The organism is Mycobacterium parmense, from assembly GCF_010730575.1.
Taxonomy (GTDB): Bacteria; Actinomycetota; Actinomycetes; order Mycobacteriales; family Mycobacteriaceae; genus Mycobacterium; species Mycobacterium parmense.
Genome location: NZ_AP022614.1, coordinates 3,994,495 through 4,009,654 on the forward strand (window position 1 = coordinate 3,994,495; position 15,160 = coordinate 4,009,654).

Consider the following 15,160-nt stretch of genomic DNA (forward strand, 5'->3'; position numbering starts at 1 on the left):
AAGTCATGGCGGACAGGACCAATACTTCCCAGGGAGCAGCCGCACCGACCGCAAGTGGCCCCGGCGATATTCGCAACGTGGTTTTGGTGGGGCCGTCGGGCGGCGGCAAGACCACTCTCGTCGAGGCGCTGCTGGTGGCCGCCGGAGTGCTGACCAGACCGGGTTCGGTCGCCGACGGCACCACCGTTTCCGACTACGACGACGCCGAGGTACGCCAGCAGCGCTCCGTGGGGGTGGCCGTGGCGTCACTGCGGCACGACGGCGTCAAGGTCAACCTGGTCGACACACCCGGCTACGCCGACTTCGTGGGCGAGCTGCGGGCCGGGCTGCGCGCCGCGGACTGCGCGCTGTTCGTGATCGCGGCCAACGAGGGCGTGGATGAGCCGACCAAGTCCCTGTGGCAGGAATGCAGCCAAGTCGGCATGCCGCGGGCGGTGGTGATCACCAAGCTCGACCATGCCCGCGCCAGCTACGCAGATGCGTTGGCTGCGGCGCAGCATGCGTTCGGGGACAAGGTTTTACCGCTCTACCTGCCCACCGGTGATGGCCTCATCGGACTGCTGTCACAGACCCGATACCGCTACGTCGACGGCAACCGCAGCACCCACCCGCCGGCCGAGTCCGACGCCGCGCTCATCGAGGACGCGCGGGGCAGCCTGATCGAGGGAATCATCGAGGAATCCGAAGACGAGTCGCTGATGGAGCGCTACCTCGGCGGCGAGTCGATCGACGAGTCGGTGCTCATCGCCGACCTGGAGAAGGCCGTCGCCCGGGGGTCGTTCTTTCCGGTGATCCCCGTCTGCAGCGGCACCGGCGTGGGGACCCTGGAGTTGCTGGAGGTCGCCACCCGCGGCTTCCCCTCGCCGATGGAACACCCGCTGCCGGAGGTGTTCACGCCGCAAGGCGCGCCGCACGCGACGCTGACGTGCGACATGGGCGCGCCGTTGCTCGCGGAGGTGGTGAAGACGACGTCGGACCCCTATGTCGGCAGGGTCAGCCTGGTCCGGGTCTTCTCCGGCGCAATCGGGCCCGACACGACGGTTCACGTGTCGGGCCATTTTGCGTCGTTCTTCGGGGAGGCGAATGGCGCCAGATCGCACGGCAACGCACACCCCGACCACGACGAGGACGAGCGCATCGGGGTGCTGTCGTTCCCGCTGGGCAAGCTGCAGCGCCCCGCCCAGAGCGTCGTGGCAGGCGACATCTGCGCGATCGGAAAGCTCAGCCGCGCCGAGACGGGCGACACCCTCTCGGACAAGGCGGAGCCGCTCGTCCTGAGACCCTGGACCATGCCCGAGCCGCTGCTGCCGGTGGCCATCCAGGCGCGCGCCAAGACTGACGAGGACAAGCTGTCGGTGGGGCTGGGGCGCCTGGCCGCCGAGGACCCGACGCTGCGGATCGAGCAGAACTCCGAGACCCACCAGATCGTGCTCTGGTGCATGGGCGAGGCCCACGCCGGCGTCGTCCTGGACGCGCTGGCGAACCGCTACGGCGTCACCGTCGACACGGTCGAGCTTCGCGTGCCGCTGCGAGAAACGCTCGGCGGCAAGGCGAAAGGTCACGGGCGCCACGTCAAGCAGTCCGGCGGGCACGGCCAGTACGCGGTCTGCGACATCGAGGTGGAGCCGCTGCCGGAGGGCTCCGGATTCGAGTTCGTCGACAAGGTGGTGGGCGGGGCGGTGCCACGACAGTTCATCCCCAGCGTGGAGAAGGGCGTGCGCGCGCAGATGGACAAGGGCGTGCTGGCCGGGTACCCGATGGTCGACATCCGGGTCACACTGCTCGACGGCAAGGCCCACAGCGTGGACTCGTCGGACTTCGCGTTTCAGATGGCGGGCGCACTGGCGTTGCGCGAGGCGGCGGCGGCGACCAAGGTGACGCTGCTCGAACCCATCGACGAGATCTCGGTGCTGGTGCCCGACGACTTCGTCGGCGCGGTGATGGGCGACCTGTCCGGCCGGCGCGGGCGAGTGCTGGGCACCGACACGGTGGCCAACGAGCGCACGGTGGTCAAAGCCGAAGTTCCGCAGGTCGAGCTGAGCCGCTACGCGATCGACCTGCGCTCGCTGGCGCACGGCGCCGCCTCGTTCACCCGCGCGTTCGCCCGCTACGAGCCCATGCCGGAGTCCGCGGCCGCCCGGGTGAAAACCGCGGTCTGAGAAGGGCTTGCGCTAACCCGCGCCACCGAACTGCCTGGCCACCGCGCGCCGGTCCAACGACCCCTTCGCGGTGTGCGGCAACTCGGTCGCCAGCTGGAAGGAGGATGGCACCTCGAAGGGAGCCAGCCGCCCACCGCAGAACTGCGTGAACTCCTCTGCGGTCGGAGTGGCCGATCCCCGCGGCACGATCACCGCGGCGACCGTCTCCCCGTACAGCGCGTCCGCCACGCCGAACACGGCCACCTCGAGAACGTCCGGATGGCTGGCCAGGACGCTCTCGACGTGCTCGGGCGAGATCTTCTCCCCGCCGCGGTTGATGAGTTCCTTGATCCGGCCCCGGATGCGGAGTTCGCCCGACACCGACAACGACCCGAGGTCGCCGGTGCGTAGCCACCCGTCGGTGAAGTTGGCGGCGGTGATCTTCGGGTCGCCGAGGTAGCCGCGCACCACGGTGGGACCGCGCAGCCAGACCTCGCCGACGGTGTCGGCCGGCAGGGCCTGGCCGTCGGGTCCGGCGATGCGGATCTCGGGTCCGGTGGAGCGGCCGACCAGACCGGGCGTGGCGGCGGGGTTCTCCTTCTGGTCGGCAGCAGTCGTCGCCACCTGGTGGGTGGCCTCGGTCATGCCGAAGGCGCAGACCACCGGCGCACCGAACGTCTCCTGCAGTGCCCCTGCGGTTTCGACGGTGAGCGGGGCGCTGCAACTGCGGATGAAGCGCAGCGCGGCCGGCTCGCCGGCCGGGTGCTCGGCCCTGGCCCGCTCCAACAGGATCTGGTGGATCGTGGGCACCGCGGTGTACCAGGTGGCCCCGACCGCGGCGATGTCGTCCCAGAAGGTGTGCGCCGAGAACTTCCCGCGAGCGGGCAGCAGCACGGTGCCGCCGGAGGCGAGCGTCGCCAGCAGCGCGGCCAGCAGCCCGTGCCCGTGGTACAGCGGCATCACCGCGACCGTCGCGTCGCTTGGACCCATTCCGTATCCCGCGACGATGGCCCGCACCGAACCGATGATGTTGTCGCGGGTCCACGGGACCATCTTCGGCACGCCCGTGGTCCCGCCGGTGAACATGATCATGGCGTCGTCGCCGCGCAGCCCCTGCGGCGACGCGACGTCCTCCCGCGGTGCCGTCGCGGCGTCCAGGTGGACCGCCAGGTCGCTGCGGTCGCGGTTGACGGTCACCGCCAGAGGCCACCAGCACAAGTCCGGTTCGTCGCTGTCGCCGGCCGCGGCGCCGTCGACGAGGATCACCCGGGCGCCCGCCGCCTCGCTGCGGGCCCGCTGCTCGCGGACGGGCAGCGCCGGGTCCAGCGGGACCGCGACGAGGTCCGCCCGCGACGCCGCCAGCAGGCCGACGACGAATTCGGCGTTGCTGCCGGCCCGAAGCGCGACCCGATCGCCCGGCCGCAGGCCGCCGCGGGTCAGCTGGCCGGCCAGGTCGTCGATCAGCCGCATGACGTCGCGGTAGCTGACGGGCACCCGCTCGGGGGTGACGACGAGCGCCGGCGCCTCCGGGGTCCGGTCGGCCGCCGCCTCGACCAGATCGGCGACGCGTGCGCCCGCCAATCCCACAACCTCGCCGCTGGTGATCGAGTCCGCGCTCATCGCCGCGCTCCCTTCCGTGCCTTGTCGCCTTGTCGAAAGATGTCGAAAGCCCTGTCGGACCGTCTGCTCGTAGCCTGCCGCGCGGGCCTCGCGGACGTCCAATACCGATACCCTCACGACCGATAATCGACTTCTATCGAGCCGCCCGCCCGCGCTTCGATAGATAGCGTGTATCGCTGAATAGCGGGCCGGTCTTGGACACCCGCGCGGCCTCGGGACCACAGTAGGAGGCGACGCACAGACGGCCGCACGGCACCACCGACCGACACGAGGAGTCGCCACCATGACCACCATCTCGGCATCGCCCGGCCAAGCGCCGGAATCGACGCGGCTGACCGACGGCTTTCACCTGGTGGTCGACGCGCTCAAGGCCAACGACGTCGAAACGATCTACGGCGTCGTCGGCATCCCGATCACCGACCTCGCCCGCGTCGCGCAGGCCTCCGGCATCCGCTACATCGGCTTTCGGCAGGAGACCTCGGCCGGCAACGCCGCCGCGGCCGCGGGGTTCCTCACCGGGCGGCCCGGTGTGTGCCTGACGGTCTCGGCACCCGGCTTTCTCAACGGCCTGGCGGCGCTGGCGAACGCCACCACCAACTGCTTCCCGATGATCCTGGTGTCGGGCTCCAGCAACCGGGCGATGGTCGACCTGCAGCGCGGCGACTACGGCGAGCTCGACCAGCTCAACGTGGCACGGCCGCTCGCCAAGGCGGCGTACCGGATCAGCCGGATCGAGGACATCGGGCGCGGCATCGCGCGCGCGGTTCGCACCGCAGTCTCCGGGCGTCCCGGCGGGGTCTACCTCGACATCCCCGGCGATGTCCTCGGCCAGGCCATGGACGCCGCCGCCGCGGCGGACACCGTGTGGCGCGTCGTCGACCCCGCTCCCCGGCAGCTGCCGGCGCCGGAGGCGGTCGAGCGCGCCCTGGAGGTGCTGGGGCGGGCCAGGCGACCGCTGATCGTGCTGGGAAAGGGAGCGGCCTACGCGCGGGCCGACGACGCGATCCGCAAGTTCGTGGAAGACAGCGGCATTCCCTTCCTGCCGACGTCCATGGCCAAGGGGCTGCTGCCGGACTCCCACCCGCAGTGCGCCGCAGCGGCCCGCTCGCTGGCGGTCGCCCGCGCCGACGCGGTGCTGCTTGTCGGCGCCCGCCTGAATTGGCTTCTGGGACACGGGGACTCCCCGCAGTGGGCTGAGGACGCCAAATTCGTGCAGGTCGACATCGCGGCGTCGGAGATGGACAGCAACCAGCCGATCGTCGCGCCGCTGGTCGCCGATATCGGCTCGGCGATGTCCGCGCTTTCGGGCCGCCTGGCCGCTCACCCCATCGCCGTGCCGGCGTACTGGGTCGCCGAGCTGTCCGAGCGCAGGGCCCGCAACGAGGCCAAGATGCGTGCGCGTCTGGCCGAAAACCCGCATCCGATGCGGTTTTACAACGCGCTGGCCGCCATCCGGTCGGTGTTGCAGGAGAACCCGGAGGTGTACGTGGTCAACGAGGGGGCCAACGCGCTGGATCTGGCCCGCAACGTCATCGACATGGAACTGCCGCGGCACCGGCTCGACACCGGAACATGGGGCGTCATGGGCATCGGCATGGGTTACGCCATCGCGGCGGCCGTCGAGACCGGCCGGCCCGTGGTGGCCATCGAGGGCGACAGCGCATTCGGTTTCAGTGGAATGGAAGTCGAGACCATCTGCCGCTACCGGCTGCCGGTGAGCGTCGTGATCCTCAACAACGGCGGCGTCTACCGGGGCGACGAGGCGGTGGCCGGGTCGGCCGCAGGACGCTTCGACCCGGCTCCCACCGTGCTCAACGCGCGCGCGCGGCACGAACTGATCGCAGAAGCATTCGGCGGCAAGGGCTACCACGCCACGACGCCGTCCGAGCTGCGGGCGGCACTGGCCGAAGCGGTCGCCTCCGGCGGCCCGTCGGTGATCGACTGCGAGCTCGACCCGGGTGCGGGAGTGGAAAGCGGCCACCTGTCCAGCCTCAACCCCACCAGTGCGGCCATCCCGCCGCCCGCGGTCAACGCCGGTGCGTGATTCCCAGCAGTTGCGCGTCGAAGAACTCGTTGAGCGCCAGCCCCTGCGCGGACTCGGCGAGCGCCCGCGCGATCGGTGATCCCGGCCCGGCGGCGTTGGTGGCCAGCGCGATCTCGGCCTTCAACTCCGGACCGACCATCCGGACCGCGCGCACCTCCGCGCCGAGCGGCGAGGTCCACAACCAGGTGTGCGGCACGATGCACGCCCAGTTTCCCGCGGCCACTTGAGCGAAAAGCGAAGCCACGGAGTCGGTTTCCACCTGGGGCGTGACCGTGAGGCCGTGCTCGGCGAACGCCTGGTCGATGATCTGGCGGTCGCGCATCTCGGGGATGAGCAGCGCCAGCGGCAACTGGGCCGCCTCGGGCCACGCCAGCGTCGTCGCGCCGGAGGGCAGCATGTCCGCCGGCGAAAGCAGCACATAGTGCTCCTCGTAGAGCGGCACCAGGTGCACGTCGTGCGCATCCTCATGCGCGGCATGCACGATGGCGGCGTCCAACTCGAATTCCCGCAGGCGCCGGTACAGTTCGGTGGCCGCCAGCCGCGAATTGATCTGCACCTTCGCCAGGGGATGGGCCGAGCAGAACGCCGAAAGCACCAGGGACGCCGTGGTCGACGCGGTCGGAACCGTGCCCAGCCGCAGGATTCCCGTGATCCCCGAGCGCACGGCGCGCACCTCGGACTTGAAGGAATCGTGCTCGGCCAGGATCCGCCTGGCCCACACCACCAGACGCTCGCCTTCGGGCGTGAGTCCCTCGAAGCTGTGCCCGCGGTTGATCAGCGTGACGTTCAGCTCCCGTTCCAGCTTGGCGATCGCGGCGGACAACGCCGGCTGCGAGACGTAGCATTTCTCGGCCGCCCGGGCAAAGTGTCGCTCCTGGGCCACCGCAACGAAATACTCCAGCTGACGGAAGAGCACCCGCACCTCCTCGGGCCGTCGGGCACCGCTTCCGGTGAGGCTAACGCGTCCCCGGTGCACCGGCCAATACGGGGACCGGCGCGGCGGCGGACCGTGATCGCGGTCCCGGACTGCCAACCGGTCAGGCGCCGTCGGATGCGTCACCAAGCGGTTCGCGAAGGGTTTCGCCAAGGGTTCGCCGAGGGTTCGCCAAGGATGTTGGGGCACCCACTGATTCGCTCCCGGGGCTTCAACGCCGATGTCGCGGAGGGCACTTCGCCGCCGAGAAACCTGGAAATGCGCCCGTTACGAAACTGAACCCGACGGGCGACACGACCGTTACCGTATAGGCGGATAAAGTCGTATTCGTTTGCTGCAAACGGCAATGCGCTGACATTAAGTAGAATATCGTTGTGTTGATTGCACCATCTCGGAGGGCGGGCGCCATGCGTCGAGCGGTTCGTTATCTATTCGTTATGGTGGCGATCATGGCTTTCGGCGCCGTCGGGAGCGGCACCCCGGCCGTCGCCGCGGTCCCGGTGCCGCAATCCGTTCCCGCGGTGGCCTCGGTTTTGCCCGCCGACGGCGCGCTGGTCGGCGTGGCGCACCCCGTCGTCGTGACCTTCACGGCTCCGGTGGGCGACCGTGCGGCCGTCGAGCGGTCGATCCACGTCACTTCGCCGGCTCATACGGCCGGACATTTCGAGTGGCTCGCCGACAACGTCGTGCAATGGGTCCCCGAGCACTACTGGCCGGCACATACTCACGTCTCGGTCGGTGTTGCGGCCCTGTCGACGGGATTCGACACCGGTGACGCGCTGCTCGGTGTCGCCAGCCTGTCCGAGCACACCTTCACCGTCAGCCGAAACGGCGAGGTGCTGCGCACCATGCCGGCGTCGATGGGCAAGCCCACCCGTCCCACGCCCATCGGCAACTTCACCGCCTTGGAAAAGCAGCGCTCCGTGGTGATGGATTCGCGGACCATCGGCATCCCGCTGAGTTCCCCGGAGGGATACAAGATCACCGCACAGTATGCCGTCCGCGTCACCTGGAGCGGTGTCTACGTGCACTCCGCACCCTGGTCGGTCGACGATCAGGGCCACACCAACGTCAGTCACGGATGCATCAACCTGAGCCCGGACAACGCCGCCTGGTACTTCAACCAGGTGAACGTCGGCGATCCCATCGAAGTCGTGGCCTGACGGGCCTCGCGATCACCGGTCGGCGAGCCGGTGCACCGATCGGTGTGGTGACGGTCACACTGCGCGCGTGGAAGACTCCCGCCGCGTGGGGGGTTTGGCCAAGCAGAACCATCTGAGCGGGGAGGCTGGCCATGACCGGTGGAGGACCGACCGTCGAGGCACTCGCCGCTTCGGGCGCTGGCGCCCGCGACCGGGTGGCCGACCGCATCGCCCGGTTGGAGTCCGACGACGACCAGTTCCGAAACGCCAAGCCGGATCTCTCGCTGCAGCAAAGAGCGCGACGCCACGGGCTGCGGCTCCCCGAGATCCTCGAGATGTTCGTCGCGGGGTACGGCGACCGCCCCGCGCTGGGCTGGCGGGCACGCTCGCTGAACACCGATCCGGTGACCGGCCGGACAACCGCACGGCTGCTCGACCGCTTCGACACCATCACCTACCGTGAGCTGTGGGCCAACGTGCGCGCCGTGGCCGCCGCCTGGCGGCGGGACCCGGCCGATCCCGTGATGCCCGGGGACTTCGTGGCAACCGTCGGCTTCTCCAGCCCCGAGTACCTGACCGTCGACATGGTCTGCGGCTATCTCGGCCTGGTGGCGGTCCCGTTGCAGCACAACGCCGCAGCGTCGCGGCTGCAGCCGATCATCGCCGAGGTCGAGCCCCGGGTGCTCGCCGCCGGCGCCGGGTATCTGGATCTCGCAATCGAGGCGGCGCTTGGCAGCGCGTCGGTGCGACGCCTCATGGTGTTCGACTACCAGCCGGAGATCGACGAACACCGGGAGAAGCTGGAGCGGGCGCGGGCAACGCTGGCCGCAGCGGGTATGCCGGTGTCCATCGAGACTTTCGGCGAAGCGCTGGAACGGGGCCGCGAGTTGCCGCCCGAGCCCGGCTACGCCGGGGAGACCGACCAGCGACTGGCCATGATCCTCTACACCTCGGGAAGCACCGGTCTGCCCAAGGGAGCGATGTACACCGAGCGGATGATCGCCAAGATCTGGACCACCGAACTCCTGCCCGAGTTCGCCGACGTCCCCGTCTTCAACGTCAACTTCATGCCGCTCAACCATCTCGGCGGCCGCATACCGTTGTCGTCGTCGTTCCAGGCGGGAGGCACCAGCTACTTCGTTCCGGAAAGCGACCTGTCCACGTTGTTCGACGACTGGAGCCTGGTGCGCCCCACCGAGATGGGCATGGTGCCCCGGGTTGCCGAGATGCTCTACCAGCGCTACCAGAGCGCCGTCGAGCGGCGGGCGTCCGACGGCGCCGCCAACCCGGAGGCCGACGCGCAGGCCGAGCTTCGTGAGCAGGTGCTGGGTGGACGTGTGATCACCAGCTTCAGCAGCACGGCGCCGCTGGCGGCGGAGATGAAGGGCTTCGTGGAAACCTGCCTGGGAGTCCATGTTCTCGACGGCTACGGGCTGACCGAGGTCGGGATGGTGACCAAGGACGGCAGGATCGCCGCGCCTCCGGTCCTGGATTACAGACTCGTCGACGTTCCCGAATTGGGTTACTTCCGCACCGACAAGCCCCATCCACGTGGCGAACTGCTGGTCAAGTCGCTGACCGCCACCCCGGGGTACTTCAAGCGCCCCGACGTCACCGCCGATGCCTTCGATCCCGACGGCTATTACCGGACCGGCGACGTGATGGCCGAGCTCGAACCGGGCCGGCTCGCCTACGTCGACCGGCGCAACAACGTGCTGAAGTTGGCGCAGGGCGAATTCGTCGCCGTGGCTCGCCTGGAGGCCGTGTTCGCCAGCGCCGCCCTGATCCGGCAGATCTTCGTCTACGGCAACAGCGAACGTCCGTACCTGCTGGCCGTCATCGTGCCCACGGTCGAGGCCATGGAGAAATTCGGCGACGACGCCGGCGCCCTGAAGGCCGCGCTGAGCGAATCCCTGCGCCAGGCGGCCAAGCTCGCCGAGCTGCAGTCCTACGAGGTGCCCGCGGACTTCCTGGTGGAGTCCGAGCCGTTCAGCGAGGACAACGGCCTGCTGTCCGGGGTGGGCAAGCTGCTTCGGCCAAAACTCAAGGAACGCTACGCCGGTCGGCTCGAGCAGCTCTACACCGACCTGGCCGAAAATCGGGTGGCCGAACTGCGCGCCCTGCGTGAGCACGTGGCGGACCGGCCCGTCATCGACACACTGGCTCGCGCCGCCGAAGCGCTGCTCGGCCTGTCCGGCGGGCCCCCACCACCCGATTCGCTCTTCATCGACCTGGGCGGCGACTCGTTGTCGGCGTTGACTTTTTCGAACCTGTTGCACGACGTCTTCGACGTCGAGGTGCCGGTGGGGTTGATCATCGGCCCGGCCACGAATCTGCGTCAGCTCGCGCATTTCATCGAGGAACAACGTGAGTCGGGTTCGCAACGAACGACGTTCGCGACCGTTCACGGGCGTGACGCGACCGAGGCCCGCGCCGCGGACCTCACGTTGGACAAGTTCATCGACGCGCAGACTCTGGCCGGGGCTTCAGCCCTGCCGCGGGTCACCGGCACACCGCGCACGGTGCTGCTGACGGGGGCCAACGGTTACCTCGGCCGGTTCCTGTGCCTGGAGTGGCTGCAGCGGCTGGCCCGGAGCGGCGGGCGACTCGTCTGCATCGTGCGGGGCACCGACGCCGGCGCGGCGGCCCAGCGGCTGGAAGCGGTCTACCACACTGGCGACCCGACGCTGGTGCAGCGATTCCGCGAGCTGGCGCACGACCACCTCGAGGTCATCGCCGGCGACATCGGCGAGCCGAATCTGGGCCTGGATCAACCGACTTGGGAGCGCCTCGCCACGCAGGTGGACATGATCGTCCACCCCGCCGCGCTGGTCAACCATGTGCTGCCGTACGAGCAGCTGTTCGGCCCCAACGTGGTGGGGACCGCCGAGCTGATCCGCCTTGCGATCACGGCCCGCATCAAGCCGGTCACGTACCTGTCGACCGTCGCAGTCGCGATGTCCGTCGATCCGGCCAGCTTCTCCGAAGACGGCGACATCCGGATCGTCAGCCCCGTCCGTCCCGTCGGCGCTGGTTACGCGAACGGATACGCGAACAGCAAGTGGGCCGGCGAGGTCCTGCTGCGGGAGGCGCACGACCTGTGCGGCCTGCCGGTGGCCGTTTTCCGGTCCGACATGATCCTGGCCCACAGTGAGTTCGCGGGACAGCTCAACGTGCCGGATGCGTTCACCCGCTTGATATTCAGCCTGTTGGTCACCGGAATCGCCCCGTCCTCGTTCTATGAGGCCGATGTGCGCGGTGGCCGGGCGGTCGCTCACTACGACGGCCTGCCCGCCGATTTCGTCGCCGAGTCGGTCACCGCGCTGGGCGAGCGGATCGCGTCAGGCTCGGGCGAGGCGGGAGACTTTCGGTCGTTCGACGTGATGAACCCGCACGACGACGGCATCTCCCTGGACGTGTTCGTCGACTGGCTGGTGGCCGCCGGTCACCAGATCCGGCGCATCGAGGACCACGCCGAATGGTTCGGTCGCTTCGAAACCGCGCTGCGGGCGCTACCGGACAAGCAGCGCCAGCAGTCCGCGCTGCCGTTGCTCGACGCCTACCGGCACCCCGAGAAGCCGCTGCGCGGGGCGCCCGCACCGACGGATGTCTTCCGCAACGCGGTGCGGGAAGCCAAAATCGGTGCGGACAAGGACATTCCGCATCTGTCGGCGGCTTTGATCGAGAAATACGTGTCGGATCTGCGGTTGCTGGGCCTGGTCTAGGGTCAGCTCGGCATGCCGCTCTTGATGGCGGCGTCCTGCTTGCGCGCGACGTCGGTCGCGACGCTCGAATCGACGGGATCGTTTGGTGCGCTGTCGAACTCGAGGTTGACCAACGCCTTGCCCTCCCCGAACAGCACCACCGTGACGGCCGTGGAGTTGTCGGGCGACTTGCCGGAGATGATCGATCCGTTGGAGCCGATGTCGACGGGCTGCCAGGTCCCGCTGACCTTGCCCGCGTAGTTGGTCTTCGTGTTGTCGAGTCCGGCCGCCGCGGTCGCCGGGTCGGCGAGGATCAGAATCGTGTCGCCGATGCGGCGGCTGTTGTCGGCGTTCGCGAAGAGCTGGGCGACACCGGCCGCGTTGTTCGGGTTCAGCACCGGCGGCTGGGGCGCGGTGAAATCGCCACCGATGTCACTCGGCTTGATGAGCAGGGCGCTGTAGTCCATGGGCTGTCCCGGCGGCGGACTGGCCACCGCGCTCGTCGATGACGACACCGAAACCGAGGATGTCGCCGGCGTCGACGTCGAGGCGTCCTTGTTGCCGCCGCAACCGGTGATCGCGGTGGCAACCGCGACAGCGACGACCGTGCAGCCGGCAAGAGTCATCCGAGAAGCTTCCATGGCATTCCTTCCCCGACCTGCATGAGTCTTCACAGCGACGCGAAAGCCGCCGCGTCACCGGCGCGACCGGACGGCGCCTCTAGAACATACGCGCACACGCCGACGGGCGTTGTGAGTTTGCTCCTATGCTGACGGGTACCGGCCGGCGGGACACAGCGGATCGGGCGCGGGATGAGGAGACGGATATGACGGTTGCGGCGGCGCGGGCAGTGCGGTTCGACCGGTACGGAGACCGCGACGTCCTGTACGTCGCGGATGTCGAGATGCCGGCGCCGGGGCCCGGCGAGGTGGTGGTCGAGGTGCGCGCCGCGGGGATCAACCCCGGCGAGGCCGCGATCCGCAGCGGGGCGATGCACGACATGTTCCCGGCCACGTTCCCCTCCGGCCAGGGCAGTGATCTCGCCGGCGTCGTCACCGCGGTGGGGTCGGGCGTCACGGAATTCTCCGTCGGCGACGAGGTGCTCGGTTTCAGTCTGCGCCGCTCCAGCCACGCCACCCACGTCGCCGTCCCAGTGGGCCAGCTGATCCGCAAGCCTCCCCAATTGAGTTGGGAGGCAGCAGGTTCACTATACGTCGCGGGCGTGACGGCCTACGCGGCCGTCCGGGCGGTCGACCCGCAACCGGGTGAGACCGTCGCCGTCTCGGCCGCCGCGGGCGGTGTCGGCAGCCTGGTGGTGCAACTGCTGGTGCTGCGCAAGGCCGTGGTGCTGGGGATCGCCGGGCAGGACAACGCCGACTGGCTGCGCGACCACGGTGTCATCCCGATCACCCGGGGCGACGGGTTGGCCGAACGACTTCGGCAGGCGGCCCCCGGCGGCATCGACGCGTTCATCGACCTCTTCGGCCCGGAGTACATCGAACTCGCAGTCGACCTCGGCGTGGCGCCCGAACGGATCGAGACGATCATCTCGTTCCAGAAGGCGGCCGAGGTGGGCGCGAAGACCGAGGGCAGCATGGACGCGTCGACACCGGAGGTGCTCGCAGAGCTGGCTGACCTGATCGCCCGCGGCGCCATCGACCTCGACATCGCCGCGACCTTCCCGCTGGACCGGGTCGCCGACGCGTTCGAGGTGCTCGAACAGCGGCACACCCACGGCAAAATCGTTCTGCTGCCCGGCGTTTCAGAATGAGCCGGCCGGGGCCACGATGCCGGCCTGCACGATCTTGACGATGACGAAGATGACGGCCACCACCAGATAACCCCGCAGGGTGAACAGGCCTGCACGACGCATCGGCGACATGGCCGGGCGGTCGAGCAGGGCGAAGTTCGGTGTCTGCCAGCCGGCCCGGTCCGCTCGACGCACGGCCCGGCGCTCGGCGCGCGTGAGCAGCGCCGCGTCGTCGAGTGCATCGATTTCATCCGGGTTCAGACCACCCCCGAGCGTCAGCACGATGGCCGCCGCGTCCCGCCGTTGCCGATGTCTGCGGCCGGCAACGATGACCGCGGCGCCGCCGACCACGCCGACCACCGCGCCGGCCGCCAAACCGGCCTCGATCGTGAACGTCGAGAGGCCCGGAAAGAAGGTGGTCGCCGTCAGTGCCAACGACAGCAGCACCAGGCACCAGATGATGGTCCACGCAACGATGTTCTGCCGCACGGAATTAACCCACGGGCCCAGCACCGCGCGGTCGTTGCAGAGCAGGACCAAAAAGACGGTGGCCGAAGGCAACAGCACACCGGCGAGCGCCTGGACGCCCTGGGTCACCAGGCCCAGGACATAGTCCGGGCTGAAGGCGATCGCGGCCGAACCCGCGAGCAGCAACGCATAACCGCCGTAGAACGATGGGGCCTCGCTGATCTTCCAGTGCAGCGAATGCCGTCTCCCTATGGCATCCCCGACGGCATAGGTGGTGGCCAGCCCGACGGCGTTGGCGCCGATCAGCGATGCGTCCAACAGGATGATGGCGAACAGCACACCGGCCGTCCCGCCCAGGTGCCTGGACAGATCCGACGCCACCGCGCCGGCATCGGTGAAGTTGCCGGCGTCGGGACTACCGCCCAGTCCGAATGCGGTCACCGCCATCAGCGCCGTGGCACCCGTCATGACCACAACGATTCCGACGACCAGGTCGGCCCGGCCGTAGGGGATCCATCGCGCGGTGATGCGCTTGTCGACCACGTTGGATTGCTGAAAGAACAACTGCCATGGCGCCACCGTGGTCCCGACGATCGCGACGACCAACAGCAGCACGGTGGAGTCGAGCCCACCGGGGAATTGCGGGATCAGCCCGGCGACAGACGCTTTCGGGGAGGGATGCGCCAGCAGCACCATCGGGATTATCACGAGGTTCACCGCGATCAGCGCGAACATCAACCGCTCCCAGCGCCGAAACGACCCCCCGGCCACCACGGCGAAGAGCAACACCGCCGCCGCCGGGATCGCGACGATTTTCGGGCAGCCCAGAAAACCCAAGGCCAGCGATACGCCGATGAATTCTGTGACGATCGTCAAGGCGTTCAGGATCAACAGATCCCCGACGCTGAATGCGCCCCAGAACCTGCCGAACCGCTCGAAGATCAAGCGCGCGTGCCCCACCCGGGCCACCGCGCCGAGCCGCAACACCATTTCCTGATTCACGTACAGCACCGGAATCAGCAGAACCAGGGTCCACAAGAGGCCCATCCCGTAGTTCTGGCCCGCCTGGGCGTACGTCGCGACTCCGCCGGCGTCGTTGTCGCCCACCATGACGATGAGTCCGGGGCCGGTGATGACCAGCAGGGTCCGCAGGTGACGCCAGCGGCCGCTGAAGGCGTCCGATTCGTCGCGACGGATACGTCCGAACGCGCCGACGATGTCACCGACGTGAGCAGAATCCAGCACGTTCGGCCCGGCGTCCACATCCGGGTCGGCTGGTGCGATGCGGCCGAACAGGGAGATGCGGCGGCCGACGCGGGTCGGGATCGAAGTCATCGGATCCTCGCTATCGTGAACACGT

9 protein-coding genes are annotated in these 15,160 nt (G+C 69.0%); 5 read left to right on the forward strand and 4 right to left on the reverse strand.

What is annotated here, in order from left to right; genetic code table 11:
- Window positions 1-5: 5 nt before the first annotated feature.
- Complete coding sequence (locus tag G6N48_RS18490; RefSeq protein WP_085268578.1) at window positions 6-2,159, forward strand: elongation factor G-like protein EF-G2; 2,154 nt, start codon at window positions 6-8, stop codon at window positions 2,157-2,159.
- 12 nt (window positions 2,160-2,171) lie between these two features.
- On the opposite strand, the gene G6N48_RS18495 is transcribed toward G6N48_RS18490, so the two are convergent.
- Window positions 2,172-3,758 carry a FadD7 family fatty acid--CoA ligase gene (locus G6N48_RS18495; RefSeq protein WP_085268577.1) on the reverse strand — a complete coding sequence of 529 codons (1,587 nt, stop codon included), beginning with the start codon at window positions 3,756-3,758 and terminating at the stop codon, window positions 2,172-2,174.
- A 283-nt stretch (window positions 3,759-4,041) separates the two neighbouring features.
- Here G6N48_RS18495 and oxc point away from each other — a divergent pair, with 283 nt between their 5' ends.
- On the forward strand, window positions 4,042-5,802 hold the full coding sequence (gene oxc, locus G6N48_RS18500; protein WP_085268576.1) for an oxalyl-CoA decarboxylase: 1,761 nt from the start codon (window positions 4,042-4,044) through the stop codon (window positions 5,800-5,802).
- On the opposite strand, the gene G6N48_RS18505 is transcribed toward oxc, so the two are convergent.
- On the reverse strand, window positions 5,786-6,718 hold the full coding sequence (locus tag G6N48_RS18505; RefSeq protein WP_085268676.1) for a LysR family transcriptional regulator: 933 nt from the start codon (window positions 6,716-6,718) through the stop codon (window positions 5,786-5,788). The two genes, oxc and G6N48_RS18505, sit on opposite strands and share 17 nt — an antisense overlap.
- 425 nt (window positions 6,719-7,143) lie before the next feature.
- On the opposite strand from G6N48_RS18505, the gene G6N48_RS18510 reads away from it, so the two are divergent.
- Both G6N48_RS18510 and car read left to right on the forward strand, forming a co-directional pair.
- Window positions 7,144-7,899 carry a L,D-transpeptidase gene (locus tag G6N48_RS18510; protein WP_085268575.1) on the forward strand — a complete coding sequence of 252 codons (756 nt, stop codon included), beginning with the start codon at window positions 7,144-7,146 and terminating at the stop codon, window positions 7,897-7,899.
- Window positions 7,900-8,030: 131 nt separating this feature from the next.
- The gene (gene car / locus G6N48_RS18515; RefSeq protein ID WP_085268574.1) at window positions 8,031-11,603 is read left to right on the forward strand and encodes a carboxylic acid reductase; all 3,573 of its coding nucleotides are present in this window, start codon (window positions 8,031-8,033) and stop codon (window positions 11,601-11,603) included.
- A 2-nt stretch (window positions 11,604-11,605) separates the two neighbouring features.
- Here car and G6N48_RS18520 read toward each other — a convergent pair whose 3' ends face one another.
- Complete coding sequence (locus tag G6N48_RS18520; protein WP_085268573.1) at window positions 11,606-12,223, reverse strand: hypothetical protein; 618 nt, start codon at window positions 12,221-12,223, stop codon at window positions 11,606-11,608.
- A 185-nt stretch (window positions 12,224-12,408) separates the two neighbouring features.
- On the opposite strand from G6N48_RS18520, the gene G6N48_RS18525 reads away from it, so the two are divergent.
- On the forward strand, window positions 12,409-13,353 hold the full coding sequence (locus G6N48_RS18525; protein WP_085268572.1) for an NADP-dependent oxidoreductase: 945 nt from the start codon (window positions 12,409-12,411) through the stop codon (window positions 13,351-13,353).
- Here the strand turns inward: G6N48_RS18525 and G6N48_RS18530 are convergent.
- Entirely contained in the window at window positions 13,345-15,135 is a 1,791-nt protein-coding gene (locus G6N48_RS18530; protein ID WP_085268571.1) for an NRAMP family divalent metal transporter, read from the reverse strand. The genes G6N48_RS18525 and G6N48_RS18530 overlap by 9 nt on opposite strands.
- Window positions 15,136-15,160 lie beyond the last annotated feature (25 nt).

Excerpts from the sequence above, each read along its gene's own strand:
- oxc (WP_085268576.1), top strand. The coding sequence starts at position 4,042 with ATGACCACCATCTCGGCATCGCCCGGCCAAGCGCCGGAATCGACGCGG.
- car (WP_085268574.1), top strand. The coding sequence starts at position 8,031 with ATGACCGGTGGAGGACCGACCGTCGAGGCACTCGCCGCTTCGGGCGCT.
- G6N48_RS18490 (WP_085268578.1), top strand. The coding sequence starts at position 6 with ATGGCGGACAGGACCAATACTTCCCAGGGAGCAGCCGCACCGACCGCA.
- G6N48_RS18530 (WP_085268571.1), bottom strand. The coding sequence starts at position 15,135 with ATGACTTCGATCCCGACCCGCGTCGGCCGCCGCATCTCCCTGTTCGGC.
- G6N48_RS18520 (WP_085268573.1), bottom strand. The coding sequence starts at position 12,223 with ATGGAAGCTTCTCGGATGACTCTTGCCGGCTGCACGGTCGTCGCTGTC.
- G6N48_RS18510 (WP_085268575.1), top strand. The coding sequence starts at position 7,144 with ATGCGTCGAGCGGTTCGTTATCTATTCGTTATGGTGGCGATCATGGCT.
- G6N48_RS18495 (WP_085268577.1), bottom strand. The coding sequence starts at position 3,758 with ATGAGCGCGGACTCGATCACCAGCGGCGAGGTTGTGGGATTGGCGGGC.
- G6N48_RS18525 (WP_085268572.1), top strand. The coding sequence starts at position 12,409 with ATGACGGTTGCGGCGGCGCGGGCAGTGCGGTTCGACCGGTACGGAGAC.